This window comes from Sodalis sp. RH16 (genome assembly GCF_047324245.1).
Classification (GTDB): domain Bacteria; phylum Pseudomonadota; class Gammaproteobacteria; order Enterobacterales; family Enterobacteriaceae; genus Acerihabitans; species Acerihabitans ligni.
This window is the reverse complement of the sequence record NZ_CP178737.1, coordinates 4,581,355-4,598,405: the sequence shown is the minus strand read 5'-3', so window position 1 is coordinate 4,598,405 and position 17,051 is coordinate 4,581,355. Positions and strand designations below refer to the sequence as shown.

Annotated in this window: 5 protein-coding genes; 1 reads left to right on the top strand and 4 read right to left on the bottom strand. The window is 59.0% G+C overall.

Annotated features, from left to right (window positions below; translation table 11 throughout):
- Window positions 1-10 precede the first annotated feature (10 nt).
- From ACL2XJ_RS20975 to ACL2XJ_RS20960, 4 genes are all read right to left on the bottom strand, one after another.
- Window positions 11-3,361 (bottom strand): non-ribosomal peptide synthetase, encoded by a 3,351-nt coding sequence (locus ACL2XJ_RS20975; RefSeq protein ID WP_413724382.1) that lies wholly within the window; start codon window positions 3,359-3,361, stop codon window positions 11-13.
- 99 nt (window positions 3,362-3,460) lie between these two features.
- The gene (locus ACL2XJ_RS20970) at window positions 3,461-8,779 is read right to left on the bottom strand and encodes a type I polyketide synthase (RefSeq protein WP_413724381.1); all 5,319 of its coding nucleotides are present in this window, start codon (window positions 8,777-8,779) and stop codon (window positions 3,461-3,463) included.
- On the bottom strand, window positions 8,772-14,390 hold the full coding sequence (locus ACL2XJ_RS20965) for an SDR family NAD(P)-dependent oxidoreductase (protein WP_413724380.1): 5,619 nt from the start codon (window positions 14,388-14,390) through the stop codon (window positions 8,772-8,774). Before ACL2XJ_RS20965 ends, ACL2XJ_RS20970 begins: the two co-directional genes overlap by 8 nt.
- A gap of 461 nt (window positions 14,391-14,851) precedes the next feature.
- A complete protein-coding gene (locus ACL2XJ_RS20960) occupies window positions 14,852-16,150 on the bottom strand; it encodes a condensation domain-containing protein (RefSeq protein ID WP_413724379.1) in 1,299 nt (432 codons plus the stop codon).
- Between the two features lie 558 nt (window positions 16,151-16,708).
- Here ACL2XJ_RS20960 and ACL2XJ_RS20955 point away from each other — a divergent pair.
- On the top strand, window positions 16,709-17,044 hold the full coding sequence (locus ACL2XJ_RS20955) for a hypothetical protein (protein ID WP_132921717.1): 336 nt from the start codon (window positions 16,709-16,711) through the stop codon (window positions 17,042-17,044).
- Window positions 17,045-17,051: the final 7 nt, after the last annotated feature.

Sequence of the window (17,051 nt, the reverse complement as noted above, 5' to 3'; positions counted from 1 at the left end):
ATGTCGTCCTTTATGTTGGGTTGTGTCGTGCCCGTTTGCGCAAGGCCGCCATGGCATCCAACGACGTGGGTCCGCCGCAGTCTGCGTCCCGGCCGGCGCCGCGATCCGCCACGGACGCCGTGACCCGTTGCGCCGCCAGCGATCTGATGGTGGGAAAGCGAAAAAGATCCGCTGGGGTCAGGGCACCGCATCCCGGCAAGGTCAGCAGCCGTGAAAAGACCTGCATCAATGTCAGCGAATTACCGCCGACGTCGAAAAAAACATCGTCAAGGCCCACTTCCCTCCGGCCCAATACCGCGCACCAGATATCCTGTAGCGCGGAGAGCAGCGGCATCGCGTCTCCCCCTGTCCCGGCGGCGTCCTCCGTCGAGGCATTAAAACGGCCTTGGTCCACCTCCTCACGCAGTTTATTTCGGTCGAGTTTATTATGGCCGTTGCGGGGCAGCGCTTGAGCCCGCAGAAGTCGCCCCGGCAACATATAGAACGGCAGCCGGCCGGCAAGGAATCGGCGCAAATCCTCCTCCATAGCCTCGGTGAAGGGTGAATCAAGCACCATGACGGCGGTCAGTTGGCCGCCGCCGGCAGCCTGTTCCAGCAGCACCGCCGCCTCGGCCACCGCCGGATAGCCGCCGATAGCATGTTCAACCTCGCCGAGTTCAATACGATAGCCATTGAGTTTGATCTGCTGGTCCATGCGGCCCAGATAGTGAAGCCGTTGCCCGTCCCACAAGCCGCGGTCGCCGCTGCGGTACATCCTGGCGCCGCTGGCAAAAGGATCGGGGACAAAACGTTCAGCGGTCAGTTCAGGCAGTCCGACATATCCCGGGCTGACGCCCAGACCGCCGATACAGATCTCTCCGGCCTCACCTGCCGGCACCGGCCGGAGCCGTTCATCCAACACCGCCACCGTGGCAAACCGCAGGGGGCGGCCAAGAGGCACGGTTTCGCGCCGGGTCAAATCAGCGGTGACCTGTTCGATCATGGCGAATACCGTGGTCTCAGAGGGGCCGTAAAGGTTCCACATTTTTGTCTCGCCGGTAAGGAAAGGAGCCGCAATCCGGCCGGGCAGCGCTTCGCCGGAAATCATAAAATGACGTACCGGCAGCACGATTTGCCGTCGGAGCAGCTCGGGCAATAACCCCTTCAGTCCCGATGGCGTTTGAGACACCACCTGCGCTTTTGACCGTTGAAGAAAGGTCAATAACGCATCGGGACGGGATCGCAGTTCGGCCGGGATGACCAAAAGCTCGCCGCCGGAACATAGGCAGCCCCAGATTTCCCACACCGACAGGTCGAAGCTGGCGGCATGACACCAGGTCCATTTTTGCCCGGCGGGCAAAACAATTTCCTCCGCCATGGCATCGAGAAAGGCGGTGACGTTACGGTGGAGCACGTCTATTCCCTTGGGACAGCCGGTGGACCCCGACGTAAACAGGGTATAGGCCGTCAAGCACGGGGCGGCGTGATTCGGCGCTTCATCGCTCCCCCAGGCAGGGTCCGGACCATGGGCCGGCCCCGGGCAGCCGTCCGACGCGTCAGTCTTCTCATGGATGTCCAGCACTTCGCAGCCCAGACCGCCGAATACCGCCCGGTGCCGTTGACCGGCGATCACTATCACCCGCACACCGGCGTTGAGCGCCATTTTTTGCAGTCTCGCCGGCGGATTCATCGGCTCCAGGGGCAGATAAGCGGCGCCGGTGCGCATAATGGCCAGCATAGCGGCCAGAGCATCGGCACCGGGGGCCATGCCCAGCCCGACGCGGTAGCCCGGGCCGACGCCCGCGCGGACAAGCCGCCGCGCAATGGCAATAGAGGCTCGCCACAATTGCTCATAGGTGGTCGCCCCTGACGCATCGGTTACCGCGACGGTATCCCCCGCATCCCGCGCCCAGCGACCGACACGACTGACAATGTCGTCGTCGGCGCAGGCGACCAGGCGCCTTGTGTTGATAGTCGCAAAAACCCCTGGGTTTCCCGGCTTGCGGTCCTCCGCCGCCACATTTTCATCCGGGGCGGCGATAAGCCGTTGAACCGTAGCCAGGTAATCTTCGCAAGCCCGCTCAAGATCCGACCGGGAAAACAGCGCGCTTCGTCCTTTGATAACGCCGGTCAGTCCCGAGGGCCCTTCGGCGAATTCCAGCGCCAAATCCATCTGCCCTTCCTGTTGGCGTAAACGGTAGGGTCGTAACGTCATATTCCCCCAGGAGAGGCTCAGCGCCTCATCCCCCAGCATCAATCCTCCGCTCTTGGACATCCGCGGCGAGCCGGGCATATTGACCGTCGTCTGCAAGAGCGGGTTCCGCGCCGCGGAGCGCGGGATGCGCAGGTCTTTGATGATATTGCCAAACGGATAATGACGATGCTCCAGGGCCGCGCCCAATGACTTGCGTACCCGGACGGTTAGCGTCCTGAAGGTCGTGGCCGCCATGGACAGACGCAGCGGCAACATATTGAAGAAACAGCCGAGGGCATCATCGAAATCACCGTCGCGCCGTGAAATCGGTACGCCGATAATGATGTCCGTGGAATGGGTGCGATCCCCGACAAAAACTGCCCATGCCGTCAGCATCAGGGCAAATAGCGATACGCCGTACTCTTGAGAACACAATCCGAGCCGCCGGCCAAGTTCATCGGGGAGAGTGAAAAACACCGATTCTCCGCCACGCGCTCCGCCCTCTTCAACCCCGCGCCAGTGAAGCGGCGGCGGCGGCGAAGCCAAAAGCGCCGACCAGTAATTTTGCGCGCACAATGCGCCGCCGCCGTTAAGAAAACGTCGTTCCTCGGCGATAAAATGATCAAAGGTACGCTTCTTCGTAACGGCGGTATCGGCGTCACCCCCGATTTCGGCGATATACAAGACCTCCAGTTCATCCATGACCAGAGCCAGAGTGGAGAAGTCGGCGATAATGTGATGTATGCCCAGCAGCCAAAGATATTCACGCTCGCCGCATTGGAACAGTCCCAGCCTGATGCAGGGCCCCCGCGCCAGATCAAACGGTTGTTGATGATAACCGTGCACGGCGGCATCCCGCTCATCAGCCGTTTGGCCACGCAGATCGAAGAAATTTACCTGCGGTGGGAGATCGTCCCTGCTTACCGCCTTCGGCAACCCCTGCTCATCGGTAAAGACGCTGCGCAGGACATCATGCCGGCCCGCCAGGCGATGCATGGCGTCGCGCAGGGCGGGAAAATCCAGCTTCCCGGTCGCGCGGCAGGCGCAAGCGATATTGTAGGCGGCGTCATCCGGCGCGAGGCGGTAAAGGAACCATAACGCGGCCTGTTGTTCACTTAACGGGCGTTCACGGCGACATGTTGCGTCAACCGGCCCCGGCTGTTTTTGATTAAAGAAGCGTTCTGTCATAAGTTTGCTCAATCCTTTGTGCTATATCCAAATAGATCCAGGGGCGGGAAAGCCCAGCAACTGCACCTGCAACCGGAACCATGACGGATTTAAGCCTGTTCACTCAACGTCCGGGCATAAAATGCGGCCAAGCTTTACGGCGGCCTCATGCAAATCATCACTGTCGAAGAGCAGGGCGATGGGAATGGGCAAGCCGGTTTGGCCGCGAATATTTTGCACAATGGCGACGGCGGTCAGGGAATCCAGCCTCAGAGAATGCAACGGCATATCCCCCCGCAGGGGCCCCAAGTTGACCATCTTGCCGATCTCCCTCAGCAAATAGTGCAGGACGGCGGCCTGTCGCGCTTCGGATGAGGGGAGCGCGGTCACACTGCTGACGATATCCGGCGTGTCCGGCGCCTGGCGTGCATCCCCGCAAGGGAACTCATGGAAAGTCGTGCCGCGGCCAAGCCATTTTTCCAAATCAGGCGCATTAATATCAGCCACAATAGGATGAACCACTGTCTGTGGCTGGCACCGACCGCTCCAGGCCATGACCTCGCCGGGGTCAAGCAAACCCAGGCCGGCCTCGGTGAACCTCCGCTGCTGCGCCGGATCAAGTCGTGCGGTCATTCCGCCCCCCCAGGGTCCCCAGGAAATGGCCGTCGCCGGCAGTCCTTTGACAATCCTATAGCGGGCCAACGCCTCCATAAAAGCATTGGCCGCGGCATAAGCGCCCTGTCCAGGGATGCCTATAATCGCCGACACAGAGGAGAAGAGCGTGAAGATTTCCAGCTTTCTGTTAATCGTGGCGCGATGCAGATTCCATGCGCCGCAGATCTTTGGCCGAAAAACCCGCCGGACCTTTTCCTCGGTCGTCTTCGCCAGCGGGGCGTCGGCCAACACGCCGGCCAGATGGAAAACGCCGACCAGCGGCGGCATAAAACGATCCATCGCGCGCAACGCGGCGTCGATATCTTCTGGACGGGCGACATCCCCCTGGAACAGGCGCAAATGAAGGGCCCGCTGCTTATAGTCCCGCGCCAGCCTTATCAATTCCGGCGTCAGGGCGGATCGGCCCAGCAGCATAACGCCGCCCGCGCCTTGGGAAAACAGCCGCTCGGCCAGCATACGTCCGGTTTCGCCGCAGCCGCCGGTAATAAGATAGCTGCCGTCACGGCGCAGCGGCAGTGGCGCCGGATCCTGCTTCAGGGGGATCATCCTGCGGCCATAGACTTGGCCGGCCCGCAGCCGGTACTCCGGCACGCGAGCCACCGAGGCCAGCAATGCCGGTAACGGCTCAATTCCCCCCTCGCCCGCCAGCGCCCGGACCGGCAACGCCAGCAGACCGCCCCAAATAGACGGGTACTCTTTGGCTATGGTTCGCCCAAGGCCCCACACAACGGAGCCTCCCAAGTCACAACAGTGATCTTCGGACCGCGTCAGCGTGACGGCCCATACTCGCAGTTGGCGATGGGTCGCGGTTTGGGCGCTGATATCGGCTATCCGTTTCAGGTCGCCGAAAGCCTGTATCTGGTGGTCTAGCCACTCCCGTGCCGTGAAGGTCTCGCACTCATCCCCACAGCCGGCAAGATAAATCACCGTCCCCGCCAGGTCGGTAAAATGGGCGGCCGACAGTTCATCCTCCTTAGGAGTGATAATGGCCGAGCTGACCCCCGCCGCCGTCATGGCTTGCGCAAACGCCCGTGCATCATCGCCGTCGCGGGCAATTACCGTACAGTTTGTCAGCCGCGGCGCCGCGGCCGGCGGCGGTAGGGGAAGCCCATCCCATTCAAAACGGTAAAGGGCGCTGGACGGGCCGGTAGACAGCGGCGTCAATGACGCCGCCCTCACCCGTTTCAGGGTGACTCGCTGGAAACACGCGACGCAAGCGCCGTCGTCGCTATACAACCGGATGTCGCCGCACAGGGTTTCCACATCGGCCTTAAGAGATGAGGTGAGGATGGCTTCTCCCCACAGGGGGGCGGTCAGCTGTTGCTTGACGCGCAGATGGTCCACGCTCAGGGGAATAAAAAGGTCGCTCTGGGGGAAGAGTCGCCAGAACGCCGCGAACATGGCCTGGAAGCAGGCGTCCATCAATCCGGGAGAGAGTGCCAGAGGAGGGTCGGCCGGGTCGTCCCCTTCATTGCCCAGGGTGAAACAGGAGCGGCCCGCGACGGCATCGCACCAGAGTTCGTTCAACCAACGGAACGACGTCCCCAGTTCTAGCCCGGCGGCATGCGCCCGCTGATAAAAGGCGTTAACGTTTTGACGCTCAAGTAATATGACGCGTTCGTTGAGCCGCTGTGGCGGCGAGTCCGGATTGTCGCCGTCGGCCCGCAGATTTATTGTCCCCCGGGAGAGAGGCAATCGCCCTTGCCCTTGCCCGCGCCCATCGGCGGCATCAAGGGTGAAATCCACCGCGTCGACGTTTTTATGGCGCGGCCCAAAGGCCAGAGTGGCCATGGCGCTGTCATCGGATTTCAGGATAAGCGGCCGGATGAACACCAGGTTGGCAAGGGTAAAATCATAGGTTTGCAGATAGCGGTTAAGATGTGTGGCAATGACCGCGATATGAACCGCCCCCGGCACCACCAGGTTGCCGAACATGCAGTGATCCGCCAGCAGCGGCTGCGCCTTCCCTCCCCATTCGGCCCGAAAAGAGAGATGTTCCAGCGCCGGCGCTTGCGCCTCCCCCGCCAGTGAAGCGGCCGGACCGGCTATCGTCGTCAACGGCAGCCAGCATGGGGTGTGTCGCCAGGGCGGCGGCGGAAGGGAGACAAGCTTGCCGCGCCCTTTCATCAGGCCCCGCCAGTGGAGTTCATGGCCGGAGGAATAGAGCCGCGCGGCGCAATCAAGCAGCGCCGGATACTGCGTTCTGCCCCGTGGCAACAAACCCGCGGCCCGGGCCGTACGTCCGGCTTTTATGGCACAATGATTGATATGCGGCGTCAGGGTAGCGCCGGGCCCGATTTCCAAAAAATCATCCATACCGGCGTCGAGCAGGCAGGCGATTGCCGTCGCGAATCGTACCGGCCGCCGGGCATTGGCGACCCAGTAATGGGCATCCATGCGGCTACCCTCGATGATCTCTCCCCTGGTCGTGGAGGCCACGATCATAGGGCTATCGGCGGGTTGCAAATACTTGAACGCCGCCAACAGCGGGTCGCTGAGCGGTTCAATCTGCGGGCCATGGAAAGCGTAATGGGGATTGACGGGAAAAACCGCCAATCCGGCGCCGTCCAGCAGCGTTTTTATTTTGTCTGCCTGTGCCGCATCCAGCGAGAGTACCGTCGACTTCGGGCTGTTCTGAGCCGCCACCGTGACTCCCGCGCACTCTTTTAACAGCGAAAGGAGCTGTTCTTCGGTGGCGGCGACCGCGATCATTTGGCCGTCCGAACGGATGGCCTCCATAATCCGGCCGCGGGCGATCACCGCCGCCAGCGTTTGCTCCAGGGTAAGAACCCCTCCACAGCAGGCGGCCGAGAATTCGCCCACGCTGTGGCCGGCTACCGCCGCCGGCTGGATGCCCCAGCCGGCGAGCAGTGAAAAAAGCGAGGTTTGAATGGACACAATGCAGGGTTGTGCGATGGCGGTGGCGCTTAAATCAACGCTGCTCCCCGCCCGTATCGCCTCCAGCACCGACCATCCGGCCAATCGACGGACTTCATCATCACAGCGCAGCATCCCCTCGCGAAAAACCGGTTCACAGGCCATCAATTCGTCCACCATGCCGGGCCATTGTTCTCCCTGCCCGCTAAAAATCACGGCAAGCCCGCGGGAAGCACCCTTCGCCAATGGCTGCCCGGTCTCAAGCCAGCGGGTGATGGCGCAGGCGAGCCCGGCCGCGTCGTCGGCGACAAACGCCCGACGATAGGGATGATGAGTTCGACCGGTAGCCGCGGTGAAGCAGAGATCGGCGGATGTCCTTGCCTGCGTTGAGTCTTGTTGGGCCAGTAAATCGGCAAACCGCCGGGCCTGCTGTTGCAGCGCCGGTGCGCTGGCGGCGGACAGCGGCAGGATGAGGGCCGTTGGCCGCGGCTTTTCTTCGGCAATGCACGCTGGGGCCGGTGCGACGATGACATGGGCATTGGTGCCGGACCAACCGAATGAACTGACCCCCGCGCATTGTGGTAAACCGTTCGCCACCGGCCAGGGGGTCAATGTTGTCGGAAAAATTACCCGCCGCCGGGACAAATCAATATGCGGGTTAACGTCTTTCAGGTGTACCTGCGGCGGGATAGCGCCGTATTGCAGGGAGAGCGCCACTTTGATGAAAGACAAAATTCCCGCCGCCGCCTCGCAATGGCCCACATTGCCCTTGAGCGAGCCGACATAACAAGGATGCCGTTCGGCTTGCTCACCCAGCGCGTCGGAGATGGAGGCGATTTCAATGGGATCCCCCAGCCGCGTCCCGGTACCGTGCGCTTCGATATAACCGATATCCTCCGGCGCCGTCTGCGCCCGGGACAAGGCCTGTTTTATCAGCGCGGTCTGGGCATGGCCGCTGGGCGCGGTGAGCCCGTTGGTCCTGCCGTCCTGGTTAATCGCCGAACCACGAATGACCGCCAGTATGCGATCCTCCGCCCGTTGCGCGTCGGACAGCCGTTTCAGCACCACCGCGCCGCAGCCGTCGCTCCTGACGATACCGTCGGCGGCGGCGTCAAAGGGTTTGCAACGTCCGTCGGCCGCCATAAGATTCATGCGCGAGGTGGCCAGGGTAAATTCCGGCGCGGTAATCACATTAACGCCGCCGGCGATCGCCCGGTCGCACTCCCGCTGCCGCAGGCTTTGGCAGGCCAGGTGCAGCGCCACCAGCGAAGAGGAGCAGGCTGTATCGATGGTAATATTCGGCCCTTTCAGGTCGTACAAATAGGCCAGCCTGCCGGACAGGACGCTGTTCGCCACCCCCGGTCCGCTAAAGGCGTTGATTCGATGGATATCCGAAAAGACGCGCCGCGCGTAATCGCCATTATAATTCACAGCGCCGACGAAGACCCCGGTCTGGCTCCCCGCCAAATCCTGTTGGGTCAGACCGGCATCTTCCAGCGCTTCCCAGGCCACCTCCAGAAATATTCGCTGTTGCGGGTCCATCTGCCGCGCTTCTTCCAGGGATATACCGAAAAAATCATGGTCGAATGCCTCGGCGGCAATCACGCCGCCCCAGCGGGTGGCAAGCTTTCCGGGCATCTGCGGATCGGGATGATACCAAGCGGCGTTATCCCACCGGTCTGAAGGAATTTCTCCCACGGCATCCCGTTGCGCCGCCAGCAGTCGCCAGAACCCGTCGGCGGTATCGGCGCCGGGCACCCGGCAGGCCAACCCGATGACCGCTATGGGTTCAGCTCGGCGGTCCGCCCGCGCCGCGCTCTGGGAGCACAGGGTAAAAACCGCTTTTTTCAATGACGATGAGGGCCTGGGGGCGGAAGGTTTAATCATGGTGGTTTTCCCCTTGAGAAAGAGTCATCTGGACGCGGTTAAGGATGAGCGCCGTTAATTCAGCCAGGGTCGGATAATCCCATAGCAGCGTCACCGGCAGCGGGATGCCGAATTTCCGTTGTAGCCGATTGCGCAGCTCTACTCCGGTCAATGAATCGATACCCACGTCACGTAAGGGCCGCCGGTGGGAGAAGCCCTCGCCGTCACCGCCCGCTAGCTCGGCGACCTGGCGCCGGATATATTGCACGATTTGAGCGGCCCGCTGGCCGGGAGTGAAAGAAGATAATGACGAGGGTGACCGGGCACCCTTTGCCGCGAGGTGGGGGCCGGCCACGTCCAGGGTGGCTCGGTCCGTCGCTCCCACAGCCTTGGCGACGGTATGGGACGGGTCCATGGCCCCGTGGGCCTTGTCAATCCCATGGGCCGGATCCGGGGCGTCATACGCCATGGCAATCACATGAGCCGACCCTGAGCACAGCGCGCGGGACAACCAGTGGATGCCTTGGGACATGGTTAACGCCGGTAAGCGGGATGAGTGCATCAGCGCCGGCTCTGATAACGCCAGGCCCGCGTCTAAGAAAGGTCCGAAGCCGATGCTGAGAGCGGGCAGTCCCGAGCCGCGGCGCCTCCAGGCTAATGCATCCAGAAAGGCGTTGGCGGCGGCGTAACCGGCGTAGCGTGACAACCCCAACACCGACGATGCGGACGAGATAAGGATGAATTCCGCGACTTGCCGCCGTTGGGTAATATGGTGAAGATTCATGGCGCCCTCCACTTTAGGACGCATGACCTGGTAGTGGGTAGCGGCGCTATCCTGCTGCAGAAAGCCGCCGCTTAAAATCCCCGCCCCGTGGATAATGCCGATTAACGGGCCGAAAGCGTCTTCAGCGTGGGAGACGGCATTTTCCAACGCCGTGAGATCCGCCACATCGGCGGCATAGACGCTTATTCTGGCACCGCGCTGTTCAAGCCCGGCGATGGCCTGTCGCGTCGTTTCCCCGGCGCCCCCGCGGCCCATGAGGGCAATGTTTGTCATACCGCGATCGATGAGCCAATGCGCCAGACGCAGGCCGAATGCCCCCAGTCCGCCGCTGATCAGATAGAATCCCGTAACATTGCCGGCACAGGTTGATTGCCGCCCCTCAAGGGGAAACACCGGGCAAACGGAGAGCGCCGGCACATAGCATTGATTGCCGCGCCAGGCGCTTTCATGGAGGCATTGTTCGCTGATGCCCCGCATAAGAGCGGTAAAGGCAAGCCCGGACAGCGGGGCGGGGCCATCGCCCGGATCGATATCGATAATGCGGCAATTCATCTCAGGGTGTTCCAGCCGCAGCGTGCGGGCCACTCCCCATAATAATGCCTGTTCCGGCCGGTTTACGGGGATGTTCCCCACCGGCTGACAGCCGGTCGTGACGAGATAAAGTTCGGTATTACCGGTTTTTTTTGTCGCAATGGCGCGAACGAGGGTGAGAAGAGGCTCCAGCAGGTAACGCGTCGCCACGTCTTGACCGGCGGGCGGGGACAGTCCAAGGAGATAGAGGATTTTGGCGGCGGGACAGGCAGCAAGCACTCTGGAAAAGTGGTCTGGATCGGCGGGATCAACCGTCACGTTATGCCGATGGACGTGGTAGCGGTCGCCGCACGCCACCCAAAACGCCTGCCTGCCAAAACCCCGGGCCTTCAGCTGTTTTTCAAGGTCGGGCTCGGCAAAAATCACCATCCCCGCCCCGGCAGAACCGGGGATGCCCTCCCCGTTGTCTTCGTCCTTATCGTCGCAGGCACGGCTCCGGCCAGGTAAAGCGCAAGCGTGCGGCGTTGCAATCCATTGCGGCTCATACAGCTTTATCGGCGTCTTACCGGGCGGGCCGTTGACATCATCGGCTGCCGCGCTGTCCGGATAGTCTGACTTATCATGCCTCCAGGGCTGTTCCGGCAATATGATGTTATGGCCCGGTCCGCCCAGCCGGCGCGGATCTTCTATCGAACCCAGCGAATATAACGTGCCCAACAGCCTCAATAAACGTTCATGGGCCGCGCCGGGTACGGGTTGGAAACCTTGTGCGCCATAACCTGCGGTAAGCGCGTCCCCCCTCTCAGGCGACACGTTGTTATCCACGCAAAGCGTCAGGGGTATTACTGCCTGGAAATGATTTTCCCGCGCCGCCGGCAGTGTTTTCCCTTGTTCATCCGGGTCTCCTGGCGCCGGCGCCAGGTTTATTTCCCCCCCATCGGCCGGACGGTCATATGACGACGGCTGCACCGGTCGTTCCGCGCTTTGGCGCAATTGCGCCACGGCGTCGGAAAACGTCAGGTTCCCATTCAAATGGGCGGCGATCACCCCACCCTCGTCGAGGCCGATAAATTCAGCCCGTTCGACGCCATACCAAGATAGCAGCGCAGCCAGGGAAATTTGCTGAAGGAAAGCGGCGCCGATACCGCTTTTGTCAGATACCGAAAGCGTTTGCAGAGCCTGCCTGCCGCGATGATAGGTCAAACGAAAAGCCGGCTGCTCAATCAATGCCGCCACATCCCCGGACGACATCCAGTGGCGTGCGGAGCACAGCAATGCGACCCGTTTGACAGCCGTGTGCTCCAATTTGGCCATTGCGGGCCTTGCCGTGTTACCGGCGAAAGCCGTCAATGCCCGAATGGCATCCTTCTTATCGGCAACGACAAACGCCGCCCTATGGGCATAATGTACCGGTCGGGTCGCCAGGGTGAAGCTGAGATCGGATAACGACACGGCCGGATCATCGAGCAATGCCGCCAGTTGGCAACATCGCGCGCCAAGAACATCCGGGGAGCGCGCCGACACCGGCAGCAGCCTAAGGGCATGTTCCCTCTGAAGGGCTCGCCGCTTCGGGCCGTCGCCGGCGGAAGCGCCGAAGGTCATGGGTTGAGAAAGCTCAACACCGTGACGTATCAGCATGGCCATCGCCTCATCCATAATCTGTGGGGCGAATTGATCTTTGCGGGCGCTGGCGACTGCGACCCTTTTCCCGTCACTCTCCGGCGGCAGCGTCGACAGCACCACGGGATGAGGTGAAATTTCGATAAATACCGAGCGTTCTTCGGCCATGACGATGTTCAAATGATCACGCCAATAAAGCGGCTTTACCAGCAGATCGCGCCAATGCGTCCATGGCAGACCGTCTGTCGCCGCTGCCTCCCCGGCCAGGGCTGAAAAAAACCTCATTGCCGGCGGCGCGGCGGTTATTTTTGGCAGTACCGCCTCCAGCCCTTCGAGCTCAGCATCCGTCACCGGCCGATGAACCGCGGCCGCCGTATTTACCGGCGTAAAATCAATACGATGGGCGATACAAGCCGATTTGAGAAAGGCCATTGTTTCCACATTGCCCGACACCACGGTGGCGTTCTCTTGGTGTTGAATCGCGCGATGGATTGGCAAGCCGATTTGTTTTAACAATGCGCCGGTCCGAGTCCAGTCCAGGCCGATTAACGCCATCACGCCAGATTGGCCGGCGGCCCACTTCGCCTGGGCCAGAGAGATGGCGAAGGCCTCTTCGAGAGACAGCATGCCCGCCCAATGAGCCGCGGCCAGTTCGCCGATGCTGTGCCCCGCCACGGCGGTCACCGACACTCCCCGGCTGCGCCAGACATCGGCAATAGCCAATTGAATGGCCAGATGGCACGGCCAGGCGATACGGATGTCGGTAAAGTCCTCATTGGGCGAGTACAGCCGTTGGGCCGGGGACCAACCGGCGATTTGACGTACCACGCCATCACAGGTTTTTATCCTGAACCGAAAAACCGGATCGACGGCGGCCAGCGCTAACCCCATACCGGTCCAATGCGATCCCTGCCCGGAGAATAACAGCGTCGCGCCACGGCTATTATCGGCAACCATATCAACACTGGAGTGAATACCCGCCGCACCGCCTTTGTTCGATGCCATCGTTTCCTGGCCCATCGCAAGGGCGATGTTCGATGCCATTGTCTCCTTGACCGGCGCGCCTGTTTTCTCACTCATGCTGCGGCGGTCGTCCTTGGCATCGCCGGTCTTCAGCGCGGGCCGGCTAAAACGGCGTTGACTCTGCCAGATATCGGCAATAATGGCATGGGCATTGGTCCCGCCGAACCCAAAAGAACTCAGCGCCGCCAGGCGCCTGCCGTTGCCCGCTGGCCAGGGAACCGGTTGCCGGGGAAGGGTTATGCCCAATGCCGACAGGTCGATATGGGGGTTGGGATGCTGAAAATTAGCCTGCGGCGGTATCTCGCCGTCATGCATGGCGAGCAGAATCTTAATCAAGCCGGCCACGCCGGACGCGGCCTCGCAATGGCCGATATTGGCCTTCACCGAACCGACAATCAAGGGTCGGGTCCTGTTTTGCCCCCGGCAATACACCTCGGCGGCCGCGGCGGCCTCAATGGGATCCCCCAGCAGTGTTCCCGTGCCATGAGCCTCGAGGTAGTCCACATCACCGGGCGTAATTTCCCCCTGACGGCAGACTTCCCGCATCAGGGCCGCCTGAGCCCGCGCCGATGGAGCGGTCAGGGAAGTACTGTAACCGTTGTTATTGACCCCGCTGGCACATACCGTTCCATAGATTGGATTGCCGTCCCCGAGAGCCGCGTACAGGGGCTTCAACAGCAGGATGCCGCAGCCTTCGGCACGGGCGTAGCCGTCGGCCGGTGCCGCGAAGGCATGACAGGCGCCCGTCGGCGATAACACGCCGAGCGCGTGCATGGCCGCGTTGCTGTGCTCGGACAGGATCACATTCACCCCACCCGCCAAGGCGAATTCGCACTCTCCCGCCCGCAGACTTTGGCAGGCCAAATGGACGGCCGCCAACGATGAAGAACATGCCGTATTTATCGTCAGGGAGGGCCCCGATAACCCGAGCAGAAACGATAGGCGAGCCGAAATGATACTGGGATCCATTCCGGTGGCGGAGTGTGCGGACATCTCCCCCGACACGGCATAATGGGCAAAATCATTCCACATGGCGCCGATAAATACTCCGCCTCGCCCCCCTTTGAGGCCTACCGGATCAAGCCCTGCGTCTTCGATAGCGGACCAGCCCGCCTCGAGCACCAATTTCTGTTGCGGATCCATCTTGGAAGACTCATGACGGGAGATGCCGAAAATCCGCCGATCAAAGCCCGCCACATCAGGCAAAAAGCCTCCTCGGTATGATGGATTGCTCCACCGCTGCTGCAACGCGCCGGCAATGAAACGGCCCTCGGGTACCGGTCCCACTGCGCAACGCCCCGCCCTGAGCAAGCGCCGAAACGCCGCCGCGTCGCCGGCGCCCGGCATGCGGCAGGCCAACCCGACAATGGCAATGGGTTCAAGGGAGGTCGCCCGCGCGCTCTTGATTCCATCCGGGGGGAAACTCGCCGGCGCCGGAGAGGGTTCGGCGAGATATCCGGCCAGTTCAGCGGCAGTGGGATAGTCCCAAAACACCCTCAGCGGTACGGCTCGATCAAGCCGTCGTGACAGGCGGCCGATAAAAGCGGCAGCGGCAACGGAATCCGTTATCCGCGATCCCATGCGGTCGTGCGGGGAAATAGAGTCAGTACAGCCCGGATCCAGTTCTTGAAGAATAATATTTTGTATATGGATGAAGCCAGACTGTATATTCATGCAACGTTCCCTTTGCGTAATAGTCCCATCAGTTTAATATTGTATATTTAATATAATTTTGCCATCCTATGAAAGAGGATGATTTTTCATGCTGAAATTTAATGGCACCCAAGAAATACCATTATCGCAGAAAGATAGCAATCCGGTTTTGATAAAATCAACCGATTTAGGCAAGCAGAAAATCATCCTAATAGATATTAACACCCGATGTAGATCTTAAAATACCTTGTTTTATTCACTTTTTTATCAAAAAAAATTTCACTAAAATTTCGAGTTGCCACATTATATAATCACACTCATTATTGGCATTATTGATGCCGTTGAGACTCACTATTTTTTATAATATATATATAGCATAAAGTCTGGTAATGGCACTCGTAACTTCACCAAAAGGAGAAAACGGTTAAGTTAATTACTGGTAATATGAAGTTCCCAACAATCACAAGCTTATAATGGCTTTTTTATTTTTTAGCGGCCAGCAGCGGAAATAATTCCTTTTCTATATTGAATAAAAGCAAGGAAGGGAGAGAGGCCAGCCCCCCATCGGGATACGCCGCCAAAGTGAGTTCAAGCATATCGCCGTAGGTCTCAATTTCACAACTGAGAGGGGACTCGGCAAGTTCATTATCGGCCCGGCCGATGCGCACCTCTTCAGGGGCCAGCCGGTAAGCAAGAATATCCGGCGAGAACCGGGGATCGCCGACGAAATTAAAGCTGATGGACGGCATTGTCGGTCTTTGTACCATGGCGACCGGCGCATAAAACCAGGCGGCATAATCTGCGGCGCACGCCATGGCGGCATATAACCCCTGTTTCAGGGCAACGGTGGCGTCCGCTGTCTCCTGATGAACTTGCGTTGAGAACCATGCGGGCATTGGAAATGCCGCCGAGCCCACCAGGTCATATACCGGCGTTCGCCACTCACCGATAAAATGCGGCGCGAACCAGAGCGTGACGGCGACGAAACCTTCGCCATAGACTGAGGCAAGCGCTCGCAGCAGAAGAATCAGAAAAAACTCCGATAAACTCAATCCTTGGCCGCGAGCCGCAAAATGCAGTTGCGCAAGGGATTCGCCATGAAAGCGCCGGGTTTCGGTACGCCGGTTCTTCATTAAGCAGACCGGGCGATCCCTCGATAGCGCGCTCGCCATTATATCGATTCGTTTACCCGCCGTGGGCGTTAAACACATGCGTTCCTGCCCCATCAGCGAATAGTGCCGGTTAATCAATTCCTGCCCAAGTCGGCGGTAATGCCGGTTGCACTGCCGTGGAATGACGCCCCCTGTTGCCGCGCACTGGTAGGCCCGGGAAAATTCTCGCCAGAGGATCCTGCTGGAAATGCCGTCACATATCAAATGGCTGATGATAAATATCACGCGCTGATGTTGGGGGTTATGGCTGGTGAAAAGACAATACCGGAATAAAGGCGGTATCCCGACGGACATTTTCTTTCTGGTTTCATTCACATACTCCGTAAGATCTGCCTGTCGCGTATCCGCGCAGACGGATGATGGACGGCATTCGAACGCTTGGTTGAAGCAGGGATCATCGGCGGAAAGGATATTTGTCCGGCTGTCGATACCGTTAAAAATGAAACAGGCCCTCAGCATTTCGAATGTAGCCGCCAGATGCCGTACGGCCTCTTCGGCATAGGCTGGATTCAGCCTCTCTAACGGCAGCAGAACTTCGCCGAAAAAAAGATTCATCGGATTTAAAGAATATTCAATATCATAGAGCTGGCCAAGTTGTAGACGCATCATGGGATTACTCCGTCCGTGGAAGGTCGATGAATAAATACGAAAAAGCTTAGGGGGACATTATGCATTCTTGCCTTTTTATCGGTCTACAGGCTAGCAAAAAAAAAGATCATATAACCAGAGAGAGGACCGAAAACGTCTGCTCATAATATGATGTCTTTTCATTTTCTTTGAAACAGTAGTACTCCCTGGGAAGTATCAAACGACTATGAATAAAATCTGCTTCATAGGTTTATTATATAATTTCTCAAAAACCAGTCTATTCATGGGTTCACGCTTGATTATTAAAAAAGTGATTGACACGCCTTCCTATGTCCTTTCCAGCCCTGTCGCATACTCTTTTTTAACATTCTCTCTTAGGCATCTCACAACGTGATCACTATCAAATTTTAATCGATAAAATACTTAGATAATTTTCGTATAAAAAAAGTGACCTTTGTCTCCGGCCGTGCCGATTAAAAAAACATCCAGGGATACCTTTTTATCATTGGTGCACTAACCGGGCATGTCATTAGAAAGGTAGATAAAATAAATACATCTTGATGGCGAGGAGATAACGTTATGTTGCACCTTATGTATCTTTATAAACCTACCCTGCGTGCCCGCCGGGATCTTACGGCATTTTGGCAATGGGTTTCAGATCGTGATAAATGGTTCTATGGGCGACTGTCCATGGCACAAAACAAACGCTGGTATATAAGGACCGTGGGTGAAGATGATTATTGTCTGGAACATTATGTCTCGTTCGCCGATAGCGAAGCCTTGGGAGAATATTGCAAATCGGTAGTTGAGCTGTGTGAAGGCCCGGAATGGAGCAACCGCTATATTGAACAACAGGACTGGTGGGACATTATGGATTATCGTTTATTAACCGATGCGCCGCTTCCGGTTAATTAACATTGTA